The sequence below is a fragment of the Marinomonas balearica genome, assembly GCF_004362145.1.
GTDB classification, from domain to species: domain Bacteria; phylum Pseudomonadota; class Gammaproteobacteria; order Pseudomonadales; family Marinomonadaceae; genus Marinomonas; species Marinomonas balearica.
The window spans coordinates 247717-267082 of the sequence record NZ_SNXC01000009.1; the positions used below are offsets into that span (position 1 = coordinate 247717).

15 protein-coding genes are annotated in these 19366 nt (G+C 42.1%); 6 read left to right on the forward strand and 9 right to left on the reverse strand.

The window, feature by feature from the left end; all coding sequences use genetic code 11:
- The first annotated feature begins 49 nt into the window (after positions 1-49).
- From DFP79_RS02775 to DFP79_RS02790, 4 genes are all read left to right on the forward strand, one after another.
- A complete protein-coding gene (locus DFP79_RS02775) occupies positions 50-1525 on the forward strand; it encodes a type I restriction-modification system subunit M (RefSeq protein WP_133502430.1) in 1476 nt (491 codons plus the stop codon).
- Positions 1525-3294: a restriction endonuclease subunit S gene (locus DFP79_RS02780; protein ID WP_133502431.1), complete on the forward strand. Its 1770-nt coding sequence runs from the start codon at positions 1525-1527 to the stop codon at positions 3292-3294. The genes DFP79_RS02775 and DFP79_RS02780 overlap by 1 nt, the downstream gene beginning before the upstream one ends.
- A gap of 16 nt (positions 3295-3310) precedes the next feature.
- A complete protein-coding gene (locus DFP79_RS02785) occupies positions 3311-4375 on the forward strand; it encodes a hypothetical protein (RefSeq protein WP_133502432.1) in 1065 nt (354 codons plus the stop codon).
- Positions 4376-4606: 231 nt separating this feature from the next.
- A complete protein-coding gene (locus DFP79_RS02790; protein WP_208111384.1) occupies positions 4607-5599 on the forward strand; it encodes a restriction endonuclease in 993 nt (330 codons plus the stop codon).
- A gap of 98 nt (positions 5600-5697) precedes the next feature.
- On the opposite strand, the gene DFP79_RS02795 is transcribed toward DFP79_RS02790, so the two are convergent.
- From DFP79_RS02795 to DFP79_RS02820, 6 genes are all read right to left on the reverse strand, one after another.
- Positions 5698-5988 (reverse strand): hypothetical protein, encoded by a 291-nt coding sequence (locus DFP79_RS02795; protein ID WP_133502433.1) that lies wholly within the window; start codon positions 5986-5988, stop codon positions 5698-5700.
- A 25-nt stretch (positions 5989-6013) separates the two neighbouring features.
- Positions 6014-6832 carry a hypothetical protein gene (locus tag DFP79_RS02800; protein WP_133502434.1) on the reverse strand — a complete coding sequence of 273 codons (819 nt, stop codon included), beginning with the start codon at positions 6830-6832 and terminating at the stop codon, positions 6014-6016.
- A gap of 213 nt (positions 6833-7045) precedes the next feature.
- Positions 7046-9394 carry a PepSY domain-containing protein gene (locus tag DFP79_RS02805; protein ID WP_133502435.1) on the reverse strand — a complete coding sequence of 783 codons (2349 nt, stop codon included), beginning with the start codon at positions 9392-9394 and terminating at the stop codon, positions 7046-7048.
- An 87-nt stretch (positions 9395-9481) separates the two neighbouring features.
- On the reverse strand, positions 9482-9946 hold the full coding sequence (locus DFP79_RS02810; RefSeq protein WP_166637625.1) for a DUF2271 domain-containing protein: 465 nt from the start codon (positions 9944-9946) through the stop codon (positions 9482-9484).
- 176 nt (positions 9947-10122) lie between these two features.
- On the reverse strand, positions 10123-10674 hold the full coding sequence (locus tag DFP79_RS02815) for a VOC family protein (protein ID WP_133502437.1): 552 nt from the start codon (positions 10672-10674) through the stop codon (positions 10123-10125).
- Positions 10675-10883: 209 nt separating this feature from the next.
- A complete protein-coding gene (locus tag DFP79_RS02820; protein ID WP_133502438.1) occupies positions 10884-11867 on the reverse strand; it encodes an N-acetylmuramoyl-L-alanine amidase-like domain-containing protein in 984 nt (327 codons plus the stop codon).
- Between the two features lie 247 nt (positions 11868-12114).
- On the opposite strand from DFP79_RS02820, the gene DFP79_RS02825 reads away from it, so the two are divergent.
- The gene (locus DFP79_RS02825; RefSeq protein ID WP_133502439.1) at positions 12115-14292 is read left to right on the forward strand and encodes a transporter substrate-binding domain-containing diguanylate cyclase; all 2178 of its coding nucleotides are present in this window, start codon (positions 12115-12117) and stop codon (positions 14290-14292) included.
- Between the two features lie 74 nt (positions 14293-14366).
- Here DFP79_RS02825 and DFP79_RS02830 read toward each other — a convergent pair whose 3' ends face one another.
- On the reverse strand, positions 14367-15575 hold the full coding sequence (locus tag DFP79_RS02830) for an MFS transporter (protein WP_133502440.1): 1209 nt from the start codon (positions 15573-15575) through the stop codon (positions 14367-14369).
- A 103-nt stretch (positions 15576-15678) separates the two neighbouring features.
- On the opposite strand from DFP79_RS02830, the gene DFP79_RS02835 reads away from it, so the two are divergent.
- Complete coding sequence (locus DFP79_RS02835) at positions 15679-16557, forward strand: LysR family transcriptional regulator (protein ID WP_133502441.1); 879 nt, start codon at positions 15679-15681, stop codon at positions 16555-16557.
- A 36-nt stretch (positions 16558-16593) separates the two neighbouring features.
- On the opposite strand, the gene DFP79_RS02840 is transcribed toward DFP79_RS02835, so the two are convergent.
- Positions 16594-17760 carry a DUF1501 domain-containing protein gene (locus tag DFP79_RS02840; RefSeq protein WP_133502442.1) on the reverse strand — a complete coding sequence of 389 codons (1167 nt, stop codon included), beginning with the start codon at positions 17758-17760 and terminating at the stop codon, positions 16594-16596.
- Entirely contained in the window at positions 17760-19130 is a 1371-nt protein-coding gene (locus tag DFP79_RS02845) for a hypothetical protein (RefSeq protein WP_133502443.1), read from the reverse strand. Before DFP79_RS02845 ends, DFP79_RS02840 begins: the two co-directional genes overlap by 1 nt.
- Positions 19131-19366 lie beyond the last annotated feature (236 nt).

The window sequence follows — 19366 nt, forward strand, 5'->3', positions numbered from 1 at the left end:
CCTAATTAAATATCAATTTAGCAAACCGAATTAACCAAAAGAGAGCACTATGTCGATCAGTTCAGCGATTAAATCCATCCAAGATATTATGCGTAAAGATGCCGGAGTAGACGGCGACGCACAACGCCTTGGTCAAATGTCTTGGTTGCTGTTCTTAAAAGTGTTTGATGCCCAAGAAGAACAACTCGAACTGGAACTAGACGACTATCGGGAACCGATTCCAAGCGAATACCTTTGGCGCAACTGGGCGGCCGATAACGAAGGCATGACAGGCGACGAACTGCTTGAATTTGTTAACCATGACCTATTCCCAGACCTGAAAAACTTGATTGCTCCAATCGATAAAAACCCTCGAGGCCATGTGGTAAAAGCCGCGTTTAGTGACGCCTTCAACTACATGAAAAACGGCACATTATTACGCCAAGTGATCAACAAGCTCAACGAAATAGACTTTACCGACTCGAAAGAGCGTCACCTATTTGGTGACCTGTACGAACAAATCCTCAAAGACCTACAAAGCGCAGGCAACGCTGGCGAATTTTATACGCCTCGTGCCATTACCAAATTTATTGTTGCCGTCACTGACCCCAAACTGGGCGAAACCATCATGGATCCGGCGTGTGGCACCGGTGGTTTTTTGGCTTGCGCCTTCGACCATGTTAAAGCCAACTATGTAAAATCGGGCAGCGATCACCAAACCCTGCAACAGCAAATTCTTGGGGTAGAGAAAAAACAACTGCCGCACCTACTTTGTACCACCAACATGATGCTGCACGGCATTGAAGTCCCCGTACAAATCAAACACGGCAATACGCTGAATAAGCCCCTGTCTAGCTGGGACGATCAGGTGGATGTGATCGTCACCAATCCGCCTTTTGGCGGCACAGAAGAAGACGGCATAGAGAAAAACTTCCCCAGTGACATGCAAACCCGCGAAACCGCTGATTTGTTTTTACAGTTGATTATAGAAGTGCTCAAGCGCGATGGCCGCGCCGCTGTGGTGTTGCCAGACGGCACCTTATTTGGAGAAGGGGTGAAAACCAAGATCAAAAAAATGCTCACCGAAGAATGCAACCTACACTCCATAGTGCGCCTGCCCAATGGCGTGTTTAACCCCTACACCGGTATTAAAACCAATATATTGTTCTTCACCAAGGGTCAGCCTACCAAAGACATCTGGTATTACGAACACCCGTACCCAGCCGGCGTTAAAAACTACAACAAAACCAAACCGATGAAGTTTGCAGAATTTCAAACCGAAATCGACTGGTGGGGTAAGGAAGAAGACGGCTTTGCCAGCCGCGTCGAAACTGAACAAGCGTGGAAAGTTTCTATTGATGAGATCATCAGCCGTAATTTTAACCTAGACATTAAAAACCCCTACCAAGAAGAGCAGGAAGTTCACGACCCTGAAGAGCTGCTTGCCAGCTACCAAGCGCAGCAAGACAGCATCGCCGCGTTACGCAACCAGCTAAAAGACATACTCGGCGCAGCATTAACCTCTTCTGCGGGTGGAGAAAACTAATGTCGGTGGATTCTAAGCAAACAGGCGCGAGCCATACTAGGGTAGAAAACCTGATCACCGAACATATGGACATCTGGACTAGCGCCATTAAACGCAAATCCAGCTCTGGTCGTGGTAGCAGCAAAAAAATCGACCTCTACGGCATCAAAAAACTGCGTGAACTCATACTGGAACTGGCGGTACGCGGCAAACTCGTCCCCCAAGACCCGAGCGACGAACCAGCGTCTGTTTTGCTAGAGCGCATCGCCCAAGAGAAAGGCCAACTTGTCAAAGACGGCAAAATCAAAAAGCCGAAAACACTGCCAGAGATCCGCGACGCCGAAAAGCCGTTTGAACTGCCGCAAGGGTGGGAATGGGATCGCCTTGGAGAATTGGGTTATACACAAACGGGAGGAACTCCAAACAAAAATAAGACTGAGTATTTTGGAGCACATATACCTTTTATAAAACCTGGAGATATATTAGAAAGGAAAGTTGATTACTCTAATGAGGGGTTGTCTTTAATTGGAGAAGAGTCTTTAGGACGAAGTGCACCAAAGGGCTCTATCTTAATGGTGTGTATTGGTACAATTGGTAAGTGTGCTTATATCGATCGCAAATGTGCGTTTAATCAGCAAATCAATTCAATAACACCATATTTGGAAATTACTGATTTTTTAATTAAAGCGCTTTCTGCTTCTTACTTCCAAAATTTATCATGGAGTCTTTCTGCCAGCACTACAATCGCCATAATAAATAAAGGAAAGTGGGAGTCTATACCTGTTGTATTGCCACCACTTCAAGAACAACATCGCATTGTGGCGAAAGTCGATGAATTGATGGCCTTGTGCGATGAACTCGAAGCGCAAACCGAATCCAGCCTAGATGCCCACCAAACCCTTGTTACGGTATTGCTCGATACCTTGGTCAATAGCCAGAATGCCGACGAGCTGACGGAAAACTGGACGCGCCTTAGCGCCCACTTCGATACGTTATTCGTCACCGAAGACAGCATCGACCAGCTAAAACAAAGCATCCTGCAACTGGCGGTCATGGGCAAGCTTGTGTCACAAGATCCGAATGACGAACCTGCGTCTGTTTTGTTAGAACGTATTGCCGCCGAAAAAGCTCAGCTCATTAAAGACAAAAAAATCAAAAAACAAAAACCATTGCCACCGATTAACGACGACGAAAAGCCCTTTGAACTGCCGACGGGGTGGGAGTGGGTAAGGTTTGGAAATGTCGTTATATGTCGTCTTGGTAAGATGCTTGATAAGGCAAAAAATACAGGAAGCCTCTTGCCATATTTAAGAAATACGAATGTCCAATGGGATCGATTTATTCTTGATGATATTAAGTTAATGAAATTGGAGGAATCGGAATTGCAAGAGTTTCGTATATTACCTGGCGATTTACTTATATGCGAAGGAGGAGAGCCAGGTCGATGCGCTATCTGGATTGAGGCAGAATTAGAAATGTACTTTCAAAAAGCTCTGCATCGGGCAAGGCCTTTAGCTGGAGTTCAAAGTAAATACCTTCAGTTATGTTTAACTGTTGATGCTAAGACCGGAGTGCTCGATAATTACTTTACGGGCGCTACTATTAAGCATTTTGTAGGTGCAAAACTTAATAACTATATTCATTCGCTTCCTCCACTCGAAGAACAGTACCGTATCGTTGCCAAAGTCGATGAACTCATGGCGCTTTGCGACCAGCTCAAGGCCCAGTTAACCTCTATTAAACAAACACAACTCCACCTCGCCGATACACTGGTGGCGCAGGCGTTATAACCAAGGAGGGTTAATTTTGCTTTATCAAATTTCATTGATAATTTTTTCTTTTCTTTCTGCACTTCTTGTTTTTTTAAAAATCAATTCAGATAAATTAGAACCTATAGTAATTACGTTTACAGTTAGAAAAGTTATTTTTAATTTCTTAATGTTTACCTCCCTTTCTATTATTGCTTTGAGCATGTTTTTATATATATTAATGTTCGTTATGTTTTGGATCTTGTTTTTATTGATACGGACGAAGTCAAGAGGGGTAAGAGAAAAAAATAACGATTTTAAAAGAGTTAGCTTTTTTTATAAAATTTTTAATTACCCTATTGTGCTTCCCATAAAATGGAGCTTTCCTACATTCCTTTACTTAATTTCTTTTTCTTTTTTGTTTTTTCATTATAAAGGGATTTATTATGAAAAAATATCAGTTTTTGATTATGTTTCAATGTCATTTTTAATTCTATTGTCTTTTCTAATATTTTTATTGGAATTTGGTTATGAAAAAGTTAAATCTGTATATTTAGTTCTTATTCCTATTTTATTGGTCAGTACATTTTTGGCGCCTTATTTCACATCAATTATTTTTTCTACTTTTTCTGATGTCTCACCAGAAAAAGTAGAAAATTTACTTTTTTTAATGAATGCACTTTCAATTTTTATCACTTCTGTTTTGGTTTTTTCTTTGGTTTATATGTATTTTATAATGTCATTCACTTTTTATTTTTTTATTTATCATTTTTTTTTAAAAATTTCTTTTTTGAAAAAAGATAAAATGGAAAGGTATATAAGTAACTTATATGGTACCAAAGGTATTTTAATATTATTTTTCTATATTTTGACATTAGGTATTCCTCTAATTAGTGCCTTGAAGTATGTCGAAGTTCCTAGAGATCTATTTGATCAGTTAATGTCTGAGATTTTTCTAAAGGAAAATAAAAATAGCTGCGAAGGATTGCTTTCTGACGATAAAATTTATTTTTATGACTCGGATAAAGTTATAAAATACAGTCCTGATGATGAAAATGAAATCAAATATCGTGATGTAAAGTGTTCTCCTAAACCGAGCAATAATGAGAACGCTTTGAATTAGTTATACTTCTATTGGTTTAATAAACATATCATTTTAATTTGTTCGCACGCTCCGCGTGGAAACAAGAACAAACACAATGTCACCTCGCCGATACACTGGTGGCGCCGGCGTTGTAACCGATAAAAATACCTCGTCTCCGTGTTATTGAAAACACGGGGCGACACACTGTAATCGCCAAGGAAAAGTAAGGACAACACAATGAAAGTATGGGGCATTCACATGAGTGAGGAGGTGGGTTCTTCCCCTCTGGATAACCACTACGTTGCGATTGGCTGGGACAAGCTGGGGGATTTGAAGCACTACGCGGGTTCCCGCGAACAATTAAAAGACGCCTTGCAGGACACCTATCCCGACATCAAAAAAGGCGCAATCGCGGGCAACGCCGGTGTGTTGTTTCGGTTTGTGAATAGCATTCAGCGTAACGATATTGTGGTTTACCCTTCTAAGATGGATCGAATGGTGAATATCGGTCGTGTCATCAGTGACTATGGCTACGTGGTAAATGACCAATACGGCTACCCTAATCAACGCCGTATCGAATGGCTGGGCAGTTTTCCACGCAGTGACTTTAGTCAATCGGCACTCTATGAAATCGGCGCGTTTATTACGCTCTTTTCGATAAAACGCCATGCGGCGGAATTCTTAAACAAGGTCAACTTAGCGACCCCGTTAGAAACCATTGCAAACCCTGATGACGTCGATGACGATGCCAGTGATGTCACCAGTGACGACGACCTCGCCACAGAAAGCATTTCCCAGCAAGCGGTACAAACCACCGAAGATTTCATTATTAAGCAATTGCACAGCAAATTAACCGGCTATGAATTCGAATATTTCGTGGCTCATATTCTCGAATGCATGGGCTATAAGGCGCGCGTGTCGTCTAAATCGGGAGACGGCGGGGTCGATGTGATCGCCCACAAGGACGAACTCGGTTTTGAACCACCTATCATCAAGGTGCAATGCAAGAAGTCCACTGGACAAAACGGCGAACCTGACGCGAATCAATTACTTGGGGCTTTGGGGGAAGGGGAATACGGCCTGTTTGTTAACCTTGGGTCTTATTCACGGCCAGCTCGATTATTAGAGCGTAATAAAGCAAAACTGCGGCTTATTGATGGTGATGAACTGGTGGATTTGGTGTTGGAGCATTACCCCAAACTATCGCATAAATACCGTGCTTTGCTGCCGTTGAAGCAGATTTACGTGGCGAATTTGAATTAGGGGAGGATTGTTCATACTACTCGGTTACTGAGCCTAATTGGATCAGATGAAAAATTAGACGTTATTCTTCATCTGGTCCTAAATTCCTCTAAATGCCTTTAATACCAATAACCGTAGGGGAAATTTTTGGGGTCTTCCGGAAGCTTTTTCCATCCTGACACATTGTCTATGTAGCGCCGTTTAAAATTCCGCCTCTGTACACCATACGAAGGTAGGCTTCCCATCAAAGATAAAAGATCTTTTGCTTGCTGTGAATCTCTCCCTTGCCTACGGATGGTAGATACTAATACAGGATATAATTTCCGGTACGTATCTTCTGCAACCGATTTGTCTTTGTGAATGCCATATAAAAACGTGGCTGTCGAAAACAACCTGTTAATATTTTCCATATATAATCCTTTATAATTTAGTTCCTTAGCCTCGGAATAGAGATATCCGAAACGAGAGCATAAGTGCTGGAATGAGATAGATGAAACATAAAAACAGCGTCTCCCTGATCAGATACCCTCCTGCACTAAATTCAAATACCAACCCGACACCTTTTGACAGCAATAAACTGATCAGAATTAAATCTGTTAGTCGATTGCTAATTGATATGAATCTCTTACAAAAATACCGATACAAGAGACAAGCTAAATAGACGAGAAAGAGCACCCCATTTGTAAGGATTACGCCATGTGGAATCTCCATTAACAGTAACTTGGAGACAAACATGAGGCAGAAGATGCTAGTAAGTTGTAGAAAAAGAAAGGTCGTCATTCCCCACAATTCGATAAAGTGCGCTAGCCTAAACTCTTCAATTGTCGAATCGTGAGTAGACGATAAACGCCACAATGCATATACACTTGGAAAGCTGAACAATACACACAGAATCGTGTATGTTTCTCCATCCAATTGACTCGCATGTCGTTGAATTATACTTGTCCAAACAATACATAGGTTGCTAAACAGCAAGACTATCCCTAATGCTCGAAAAAGAGCCTTAGACTGAATGAATTTCGGAAGAGGTCTATTAAATGCGTAAAGATATAAACCATATAAGGCTCCCGGAAGTAGAATGCTGCTTATATAATTGAAAAGGGAATAATCAAAAAAAGTATTGCCAATAATAATGCGACTTGGCGTAACGTCATTAGGCGTGACAAGTACTGTCCAAACCGCATTACAAACGATCGCAATCTGAATGAAAAGCAACACTTTCCACCCAAATTTGGGAGATATAACAGAGATCATGTTCCATCCTTAGTAATCATGCTCGCATCCGTGCGCACAAGCGTAATGGGATGCTAACAAAGCTATTTAATGGAATAAAGTCATAAATTTAGATAATAAGTGCGGCACAGCAAGGAAGGAGTAGAAGATGCACTCCTGAAGTTGCTATGCTTGTTTTCATCCTGCCTCTAAACTCCCAAACCATAGAGGCTCCTATTTAGTTATTCTCTATTGTTAGTACACATCCTGAATATAGCGTCCTGCTTTTTCTAAATCCGAAACAGACAACTGTTCTTGTTTAAGAATGTTATCTAATGACGCTCGTACGCCGTCTGCCATTAGCCTGCTCCCGCAAACCATGATTTGTGCGCCATCTAAAATACGCTTCAATATTTCTTTTGCATCGTCTGTTATTAGGTTTTGTACATACTGAGGTTTGGTGGAACGAGAGAAGGCAAGGCGCAGTTGCTTTAACTTTGATGTCGCTAACGCGTGGCTCAAACTGTCCTCATAGATAAAGTCTGAATGTTGCAGTCGCCCGCCCCAATAAAGGTAATACGGCACCTGTTTTTTATTTTGCTTGATGAAGCCCTGCAATGGCGCCATGCCTGTACCCGCTCCAATCATGATGATTGAGCTTGCATCTTGAGCAGGTCTAAAAGACGCTTTCTTTTGGATAAAGGCTTGTATCGAATCGCCTTCCTTTAAGGCGTGTAAAAAGCCTGAACATTCGCCGTCTACTTGCTTACGAACACAGATTTCCAACATGTCATCCTGATCATTGCTGGCTAAAGAATAATAACGGGCAAAGTTAGATCCGGGAGGCACGATGCCGACTAGGTCGCCCACCTCAAATTCCGGCCATGATGTCTCAGAAGATAACATAGCAGCTTCGTCAATCGCCGGATTTAGAAGCGTTGCTGGGTTACTTATCGCCTTAAACCGCAGAACTCGAACAGGAGCGTTTACTTCGTCGCCATAGTGACGTTGTTCAAAAAGCTGCATCTGAAATGAGCTGACTTTTTTCTTATCCAGTTTCAAACACAGACTTTGATTAAGGCAGGTAGAGACTTTTTCGATCCAAGTTTCTAAACTGGCTTGGCAAAATTTATCAATAGCTGTGAGAGGGAACATTTGCTTAAATTCCTTTTTCATAACTAAGGCATCGACTTGTTTGGCAAAGCCGACAAACTGAGTAAATTGACGATCCCCAAAGCCGAGCACGTTAACCTGACAGTCTTTCGGTAGGCTCAAATGTTTGGCTTTCTCCAAAAAGAGTGAAGCACTCGAAGGCGCTTGCCCCTCGCCATAGGTAGAGGTCATGAAAAATACGTGGGTTGCTTTTGCATATTGATTTTCTACCTGATTCATCTTATTGAGATGCACTTGGTTACCCGCTCCAATTAGCGCCTGTGAAAACTCCTGCGCAAATCGCCATGTACTCAAGCCTTCGCTACCGACTAAAATGATAATCTTCGCTTCTTGTGCTGACGCATCGTTTTGCGCATTTAGGCGGTTTTTCTCTCCAAAAACGTTTGAGTTAATGCGCTTTCGAGCCCACATTATTATGCCACTGACGCCAATAATGGGCAGGATAAGACTGGTGAGGCTTAAGAAAAGTGTCCAAATGCCCATTCCTTCTCCAGTATGAAGCGCTCGAATAAACTGACTAATTTGATAGAAGTTTGAATGAGCTTGATAATCGAGCCACAGCCCCGTAGTTGGATCGATATAACCTAAACCAGACTGCGTTTCTAAGCTGTAAACCGAACTTGGGTCATCAGCATAGGGGAACTCAAGGCTGACAAGTTCGCTTGCTTCAACCTCTTGCAATGCAGTAAAGCGATCGATAGATAGAGATTGAGTGTGCGGGGGTCGATGAGTGTAACGAGTTCGAGAGTTTGCAAACGTGTCTAAAATGACAGACTCAGAAAGTGCCTCTTTAGATGAAGAATAAGAAAGCTCAGGATACGCAAGGTCAGGCGTGCTTGCCTCAGGAATAAGAGAAAAAGTCGTGCCACTTAGAAGTAGGGCGGTCACTGTTAATATCAAGCTACCAACGAGAGCGAAGCGACTTAATTCAATATGAAGTCTTTCGCTTGTGTTGCCTTTTGCTAGTTTAAAGAAATGCTTAATGCCGCCTAATCGTCGAATCATCAAAAACAGCCCACTTACGCTCAAGGTAAGCAAAGCAAAAGCAATGAAGGCTACGAACATTCTGCCCTCATCACCCATTTTCAGAGATCGGTGAAAGTTCTTCATCCAGTTATAAAGATCTGACCTTTGATAGGCTTTTACTTTTAATCCTGTTGCAGGATCAATTTGGTCTTCCTGAAATCCCTGAGCATTGGAATAGGAAACTAAAAAATGCCCGTTTTGTGTTCGTGTTAGTTGTTCTGCATTTGGGTAAGTGCGTGTTACCTTCTCTGCCAATGTCGCTAATGACGTTTGGCCTGTATTTAACGTAGGCGATGATACTGCTTCGTTCAGGGTTTCCAAAGATAAAAAACAACCAGATAAAGCAACGAGAATAATAAAGACGGTTGCAGGAAGTGCGAACCAAGTATGAATTAATCGAGACATAAATTCTCCTATTGGCCAGCCCGTAAAGGAGTAGACCGACTGGTTCTAGAGCAGTGCATTAACAAGTTGAACGGTTTTTTTTAAACGTTAAAAACGATAAACAAAAGATTTGACATAACCACTGCCAGATACAGGTTGATTAACACCTTCATGACTCAACAGAACCACAACTTCAGATGGAATCTCTCGTTCATCTTCAACCGCCGTGTCGATATGAATAAAGTGATTTGAATCTATGTATTTGTCATCAATCGTGACGACGTAATCTTTACTGCGGTTACGATGCAAACTCGCCCCGGTTAAACCATCAAAACGCAAAGAACGATTTACCCGTTTCCAATTTCGTAAATGCTTTTGATACTTCTTTTTACGACCTTCGACAGCAAGCGTTTGAACATGACGACCATTCGTATCCATTAGATAGACCGCCACATACGCGCCGCTCCCCTTGTAATTAGCCATGGTTAGCTGCATCTCAATGGATTTTGCAAGGGCAGAATGAGACAGGCCAAGTACAGTAAGTAAGACAAATAAACATCGAATGGTTTTCATGAGCATCACTCCTTTTCTAGATTAAGGTGGAGTGTAAAACGCGAACCTTAAGTGAGTCTTAAGGTCAGATTCGTCCGCGTTTATATACATAAAAATAAATGAATAGGCGTGCAAGAGTACTTGAGAATACATCTCACAGAAACAGGGAGGTCATATCATGAAAAAAGTTAACTCCTTTAACTTTCTAAGCTTTCCGAGTGAGCTTTTTTCCACTCACCGACAATGGAAAATTCCGGCAAGTCTTTGATTTTATTTTCTGTAAATGCGATTAACGCTTCGTCAGATAAAGAAAAATCGACAGCGAATTTGCAAGGTTGATTCACGTGCCAAGGTGTATCTGTAAAAATTTCAAATCGGTTATTCTCAGGGTCACGAAAATATATCGACCATGCTGTACCGTGGGAGACAGTATCTAATTTTATATCGGGAGAGCGGCTTAAAGCTTTATAGAAGGTCTTTAGTTCAACCGTAGAGGCGACGCGAAAAGAGATGTGATCAATCGGGCTTTCAACAGTGCGATGAGATTCTCTTGGGTTAAGTACAATTTGATGGTGCTCTTCTGGGTTACGGCTTAAGAACACCATTCCAGCACTGCCTTCACCCTTATCTGTTACGACAAAGCCTAGATTTTCAGTATAGAAAGACACCATTTTTGCGATATCTTGAACATACAATTCCACATGGCTTAGACCCATATTCGGAAAATTTACTTCACCCTCAGTCTTCATGTTGCGTTAGCTTCCTTTTTATCCTTAATGTCATGTAACTTTACTCTGATCAAAGTATACGGAACAGCCATCCAGTAATACAGTCGCATTAGTCGAATCTGATTTTTCCATTTGACGGATTCATGGAGCGAGGCGCTATGGTCTAAAGTTAAACGGAGTATACACGTTAAGAGTTGATTGACTCCCGCCTTGTCCCATCGCCCACGAGTTTACAGATCTTTCATTATAAGAACGTTAAACCCTTTGAGAGAGGCGTTATCGACATACTTTGAGAAGTAGGTGATGAAGTCTTCGTCAATCACGTGTTTGTGCGTTTGGCTGGCGTGTCTAAGATAAAGGCGGTCGCCTTTTCGAATCGCAATGGACTGGTGGGAAACGTTCATGTTCGTACCAATCCATTTTTTTATTTCCCAGTTTGGGCGAACCATGCTGATAATACTGCCAGAAGGTATTTTGTCTAAGATGTGTTGATTAATTGATGTTGCGTTTATGTCTTCGCCTTTTTTGTAGATCGCTGAAAGAGGGACGTATGCAATGGTACTGTTCTTGGGTTGAAAGTGACGTCCTTCTTCTTGCAGTTGAGTTAGGCGTTGCTTACAAGAAAGCGAATCTTCGTCTTCGCATTTTAGACGGCTTGCTTTCATGTTTTTGTACCAAGAGGGTTTGTCTATCGTAGCTTGAGCTAGTTGGACAGCATCGGGGGCAACTATGTGAGTAATGTCTGTGAGTTTATCTTGGTTGTTTGGAATCCAATCTAAGCTTGGGAAATGGTTTCGGTAAATAAACTCGACTTGTCCATTTTTGTATCGAAGTTGCTTGAGCTTTTCCTCAAACGTCGCTTTTGACTGTGACATGGCGCCAGCTAAGACGGCTTCAACGTAGGTTGTGCAATCGAACGCGTCAAAGCGCATTAATGGGTCTTTGTCATAGCGCCCTTGTAAACCTTCTCCTAAGTTTCCATCTTCATACAAAGCGCCAAGTAAACTGGCGCTCAAATGTTCAATTCTTCGACTTTGTAGTTCGTTGCTGAATGATGTTTGAAGGGCGTTCTCTTCCAGAGTGTCAAGAGTCTTAAAAAAACGGTGTTCATATTGAGCTGCGTGAGACGGAGAGTCTGTAGATGCGTGGACAGGTACAATGAGAAATACGCTACAGATAGAAATAATTTTTGCGACGCTGTTGGTAGGTAACATTATCGAATTTCCCTATGTCTTATTTTGAATTGGAAGGTTTATATTGCTTTATTTTAGTACTGAAATTTTGAGAGGAGCACGAATATTCGTCCTTGTTGTTTTGTATGCCTACCGATAGTTTAGAATCCAATACATCGCTATAAAAAAGCGGCCAAAACAATTAATGCTAGATTCTAACAGGTGTTTCGTTATAAGGTAACTTTTGAATGGAACTCAATTTTGATCCGACGGTGTGTAAAAGATAATTGTGAAGAAGTCTTTATTTTTAAAGTGGTTGATCGGTGTGTTGTTTTTATCTGCAGGGATGTCGTATGCGCTAGAGGCAGATCTTGATTTAACGAAAGCGGAACGTGATTTTTTAGCGCGGAATAAACACTTTTCGGTTTATATGGAAGAAAATTTCTCGCCGTTTTCCTTTTGGGAAGGCACTCAGCTCATTGGGTATTCAGTTGATTTTGCCAACTTAGTCGCTCAACGGCTGGGTGTTTCATTTCATTATCAATCACAGGGTTTACACTGGAGCTCGGCGGTTGATAAATTTAAAGCGGGCAAAATTGATGTTATTGCTCAAATGAAGCGAACCTCTGAACGGGAGGAATTTGCTTTGTTTTCATCTCCCTATATGAGCCACTACCATTCAATCGTAATCCATAAAGACAACCAAGAAGAGCTGAATTCTCTGGAAAAGCTTAAAGGCAAAGTGGTTGGTGTTGTTAACGGTTTTGATGCTCATACGGTGCTACTTGAGCAATATCCTGAGATTAAATTGCGTTTATACGATAACAGTAAACAGCTTGTTGATGCTGTGATTCTAGGGATTGTCGATGCCGCGGTTGCAAATCATCAAGTTATTCAGCACCGAATTGACACTAATTTCATCACTGATATTGTCAGTATTCCGATACTGGACAATACGAACTTTCCGGTTGCGAGAGATTCATTTGCAACAAGAAAAGACAATGTTCTATTAGCATCGTCAATACGTAAAGCGGTTGATTCTTTAGTCATAGAAAGGAACCAACTGAGAACGAAATGGTTTGGTGATGAAGGCCCGAAATATGTTGCATTGTCGGACTCAGAGCAAAAATTTTTGCAGGCTTTTGGTCCTATCAAATACTGTATCGATCCTAAATGGAAACCACTTGATTTCATAAACAGCGCCGGTGAACCTGATGGGTTGTCGGAAGACGTTCTTAAGCTGTTTGAGTATAGAAGCCCAATTCGGTTTGAATATGTTCCAACAAAGAGTTGGGAAGAATCGATCAATTTTGCCAAAGAGCGTCGATGTGATGTTTTATCAATGGCGGCTCAAACCGAGGAGCGTAAAAAGTTTATGACTTTGAGTACGCCGTATGCGAACTTTCCTGTCGTTGTAGCTACTCGTATACATCAACCCTTTGTTAAAAACTTCGAAAATATTTTAGGTGAAACCTTTGCCGTTGTTCGAAGTTATTCCATCATTCAAACACTGCGTGCTCAGTATCCAAGCATTAACCTTGTTGAAGTTGACAGTGCCTTAGATGGCCTGAATATGGTTACATCCGGTGAGGTGTATGGTTTTCTCGATTCGGCCGCTTCAATCAGCCAAATGGTTGAAGAACATGGAATGGTGGGCATTAAAATATCGTCCCAGACAAATGAGACTTTCTTTCTTGGTTTGAGTGTTCGCAATGATTTTCCAGAATTAATTCGCATTATTAATAAGCACGTAGAAAGTATTGATCCTTCGTTGTTGCAAACGTTAATCAGCCAAAGGGTTGCTATTCGTTATGATAAGGGAGTCGACTACAGCTTATTGTGGAAGGTGCTTTTTGTGGTTGGGGTGTTTGCGCTGTTTATCGTATTTCGATATCGCGAATTGGCCAAAATGAATAAACAAACTCAGCGTGCGTATGATGAGTTGTATGCAACCAAGCAAGAGCTTGAACGGATTGTAACTCAGGATTATTTAACTGGACTGCTTAACCGTAAACGGTTAGATGAACTGATGGAGCAAGAATCCCGTTATGCAGGCGGCTTCGGTTCACCGTTAGGCTTGATCATGATCGATATCGATCATTTTAAAGCGGTTAATGACACCTATGGGCACAGTGTGGGCGATAATGTGATCATCTGCGTTGCCGATATCTTAAAGCAACACGCTAGATCGACAGACATCGTCGGTCGTTGGGGAGGAGAGGAGTTTATGATTCTATGCCCTAATACAAGCCGAAGTGAGTTGATCGGTTTAGCGAATACGATAAAAGATGAAGTCGGACACTATGAAATCCCTGTTGTAGGGGTGAAGACCATCAGCCTTGGGCTTGCAGTACTTGCGCCTAATGAAACGGTTATTGAGTTTTATAAAAGAGCCGATAATGCTCTGTACAGTGCGAAGAATAATGGCCGTAATCGAGTTGAATTCAACGATATTGAAGAACACTAGTCCGATAATTGTGGGTCTAGTGTGACGTTCTTTTTCGAAACGGTAGCGTGTCTACAATCTAAAGTGTCTATCGGCTAAAGTTCTCGTGCTGTACCACGCAATAAACTGTTGCCATTGTGATTGAGCAGCCGTGTTTCTAGAAATAATACACTGCCTAATATTATCAGCGATCCGAAAATGACGGTTTCCCAGCCGCCATAGTGCCAAAACGGATCAAGGTAGAATCCTCCTGTACTTGCTCCGACGTAGTAAAAGACCAAATACAACGAAGATGCGCTTGCCTTAGAATGGCCTGCGTTTCTACTTACGAAAGCGCTGCATGTCGAATGACATAAGAAAAAACCAAAGCTGTTGACTAGCAATCCGATAATGATTGCGAGCAGAGCATCACCCAGTGTAATAAGGGAACCGCACATAAAAACCGAGGTTCCAATTATCATGATGTTGGGTTGATTAAAACGCTTGGCCAGTTTGCCTGATACTGCGGATCCTAGAGTGCCTGATAGATAAGTAAGAAAGAGCAGCCCAACGTATTTGGCGCTTAAATTATAAGGAGCACCTTCCAATACAAAGGTTACATAGCTGTACTGGTTAATAAAAATAAAAAAGCTAAGACCGCCCACGAGATAACTGATAATAAGTTGTCTTTTGGTTAAGTGCGTTAGGAGTGTTTTTTGGATGCTTTTAAGATTAAGCGGTTTAGGCTGAAAATGGGCAGAAGGTGGCAGCAGTAAATAGAAGCCAAGTAAGCACAGGCTACTTACGATTCCCATCGCAGCAAAGGCGGCGAATGGCCCAAATGATTCTCCGACAAATCCTCCGATTAACCGTCCTCCAATGCCACCCAAGGTATTGCCACTGATGTAGAGTCCTACTGCAATAAGTAGGGCATCTGGAGAATATTCGTCTCCAAGATAGGCTACCGCTATTGCCGGCAGTCCAGCTAAAAAGAACCCTTGTATACCCCGTAAAACAAGCAACATCTCATATTGGGTGACAAGCGATAAGCACCAAGTGGTTAATGTTGTACCTATTAAGGTGAGTAGCATAATGCCCCTTCGCCCTAATGCATCGGAAATGGGACCGTAGATTAGCAAAGACATGCCCAGCGTGAATGTCGTGATTGTAAAGCTGCCACTGGCTTGAAGAGGGGATATCGAAAATTCCTGAGCGATCATTGGCAATAACGGTTGCGTCACGTAGACATTTGCAAACACCATGAACGAGCCAATAACAAGTGCCAAAGTACCGCGCCAAAAGGCTGGGCTATTAGAGTGAATCACAGTACGTCCCTGAATAATTCTTGATAAAAATATATCGTCACTATACTCTGCGTTTTTCTATCATAAAAATATATACAATTTATTGAATCAATAAGAGTTACTGATGGAGATAAAACAACTTAGGTACTTCGCTGCCATTGCAGAGCTTGCAAGCTTTACTAAAGCGGCAGAACAACTCGGCGTGGCACAGCCTGCGGTCAGCATGGCGATAAAGAAGCTTGAATCTGATCTCGGTCTTACCCTTATACATAGAGCAGACCGAAACATCAGTCTTACTGACGAAGGTAGCAAACTGCTGACACACGCCAAAAAAATCATACAATCGACAGACGACGCATTATTGGAAATGCAGGAGCTAAAGGGTTTTGAGCGCGGAGAGGTTCGTGTCGGTATTCCCAGTATGCTGGGGTCGTATTACTTTCCTCCTATCTTAATGGCATTTCGAAATCGCTTTCCTGATATATCGCTTAAGGTGATTGAAGGAGGCACTTGGCAGCTGCAAAAAATGTTAGAAAATGGGGAGCTAGATTTGGGCGTGATTGTTGCGGAATCATTGCCTGAAACTTTGGATACCCAAAGACTGCTTCAACAAGAAATGAAGGTCGTAGTGGCCACAGATCACCCGTTCAGTGAAAAGGAATCTGTCACTCCAGCAGAATTTTTTAAAGAAGAGCTGGTGATGTTTAAAGAGGGCTACTTTCATCGACGAATTATCGACAAACTTGCGGAAGAGGCGGGTGTCAAAGCCAATATTGGGTTTGAAACAAACCTAATACCGCTTATTAAATCCATCACCGAGCAAGGGTTCGGAATTTCGACCATGCTTTCAATGGTGATCAGTGACGACGACCAACTGATTACGCGCTCATTTAACCCCAGCATTTGGTTAGATCTAACGATAGCGTGGCGAAAAGACAGCTATTTATCTAAGGCCAACCAAGCATTTTTAGAATTTGTGTGTGAACAAGGGCGAGATGTATAACATGCTTGAGTTTACATCTTACTAACAGGTCTCAGGTCACAAGGATGTGTAATTGTTTAAATTGCTTCTCATTTCTTCTATGGTGGTTGAGGTTGTCGACGCGAAATTGAGCGCACCTAAATAGGTGTTTGATTGGACAAGCGAAATTGATTGACTTAAGTCTACGCCCAGCGTCTCCAACACAAATGCGCGTACTTCAAGTGGATCGAGTGCCGTGAACGAACCGTCCGGTTTCGTATAAATTCGAGTGTTACTGTCCGACTGTAACGTAGATGCGTAGCTTTTTCCTATGTGGCTTATGCTGCCAGCACCACCCACCAATAGGCCTATTTGATGATCTCCATGATCCCAACCATTCGAACTGTTTAAATAGTAATTACGGCCAAAATCACCACGCAATAATATAACAATCGGCTTTCCTTGATCCTCGATTTGGTTGTTTGCTGCGACTAATGCGGCCGTTAAATTCGACATTTTAGGACGATAATTGTTAAAAGCATTGCTGTGCATATCCCAACCTCCAAAGGGGATGGAAGCATAAACAGTACTGTCACTGGCTTGAATGTACGACAACACCGAGAGGATTTCGAGCCCAATGTCCGATTCATATGTGTTTGCATATTGATCGCGAATCGTTTGTGCACTGTTTAGCGAACTGGCTGCCAATTGGAGCGCTTGATGTTCGCTGCTGCCTAAATTGGAATAGAGGCTGGTGATCGTTTCGGCTAAGTCGCCTTTATCGAAAGGGTTTGTTAATTCTCCGTCCGTAGATATGTAGCCAGTCTTGCGCCCCACAAGGGATTTTCCACCACTTCCTATAGCGATAAGTTGCGTGCCTGACGGTAAGTTTTCTGCCTGACCAAGTACGTTATAATCCTGACAAAAACCATGTGCTTTCGAGTTATGCCAAGGCATGATTGAGAACAACGATAAACGGTTTGCTGACAACAAAGTTTCTAAATTCTCTCCTCCAGCTTCTTCCCAAAATCCGTTGTCTGTAAGCGTGATTCCGCTGTATCCACTAATGCCTTGGTTCTGAATAAATTCTGCTTCGGTAATGGCTGAAGAGGCACCACCATATAAAAAGATTTCGATGACCGAGACGTCTTCTGTGCTCAGCTTAGAAAGCGCCTGTGACGATACTAACGATAGAGAAGCGCTCAAACCGGCTGATTTTAATAGGCTGCGTCTAGATATATTCATTATGAAATGACTCCATGTGCATACAGTGCGTAATTCATTGCTGCAATTCGAAGCGCCGTATTAATTTTATCTCTATCAGTGGCTTGCTGCGTTACAAGCTCTTCAAACTGAGTAGGGTACGTATGGTCTTCTCTCCATAAAATGCGATGTGCGTTTTGAAGAAGAGTGGAGCTGTTATCTACGTTTCGTGCAAGCGCCAAATATACTGACTGTGAGTATCCATAGTTCCAGTGTGACGAGAAACTGCCCGCTTCATTGGTGTAAACCCTTTCTAACAGGCTGGAGATGTTACCGATATTCAATGCATTCCAAGTGGCTCTGCTACGCTCTAGTTTTGACAACATAGGGCGAGTGCCAATTTGATCCATTAGGTTCAAAAACACTGTGAAATCATTGCGCCTTACCTGATAATTTCCTGATTTTAAGGCAGGGAACAGTACTTCTTCTGGAAATTTGGGGCGTGTCACTGATGCCATATTTTCATGGAACAATGCCGCTAAGTAGACTTCTCTAAATGTTGTTGCATTGATCTGCTGAAGCTGTCCAATTACCTCGCGGTCTTCATAGCCATACAGCTGCTTGACGATGTGGGTGTAGATATGCGGTAAAAAATCGTCGTGATTTACAACAAATTGATAGAGTTCGCCGGGAGTGGTTAATAGTTCGCCTAAAATTTCCTGTGCCTCTGTGTTGACTTCAAGGCTCTTCTCAAGGCTGCCGGTGCTCTCATTAAAGGAATAATTTTTGAGGATCTGCGCTGCTTTAGGAACCAAATCATCCTGAAAAAGCCCGAGATAAATTTCTAAGACCTCTCGGCCATTATCTTCGGGGCTACGAAAGCGCGCCCAAAACATCTCAGACAAAAAATATTCGTAAACATAGTCTTTTATCGATGTGTCGTTTGCAACGGCTTCTCGGATGTCGTGGAGGTGGGAAATCACTAAACTGTCTGACACCGTTGCAAGTTCACTTCCGACCGCGAGAACAAATGTATTGGATAGTTGATACGTAATCCAGTTATCGAAAAACTCTTTACTCAGAGGGTTGCCGTGACCTAAATGGATCATTAAATAGATGATTGGATTATCTGTTCTTTCATAGCGTTCTAAGTATGGCTCAAGGTCATAATAAAATGCGCTATCTCTCGTCGAAAAATGGGCTAGTGCGGCTGAGTAATCGAATAATGCTTCGTTATTGGGTAAATAGAGTGCGACTGCGCCTTGTCGGCTTAGCATTTGATTGGAATTTGGCGTTGAAGAATTGCCCGCTGGGCTGTCAGGGTTGCTTGAATTCTCTTCGGAATCGCTATCACCGCAAGCTTGGAGTGCAACAGCCGCTCCAGTTATTAATGCTCGCTTTTTAATATCCATAAAGCAGTGTCCAAAAAATAATCAGTTATATCTATTCTCCTAAAAAAAAAGCAAAGATCAATTTATTTTTTACATTACATTTACAATTTTAGGGGCGCTTACAGTATGACCAAGCATACGTTCCTATGTCTATAAACTAGCCTTGTTTAAAAATCAGTATCTATAAATCAATTTAATACATAGAGCACCTCTCTGGCTAAATCCGTTTTGTAAATCATATATTTTTAATGCATATT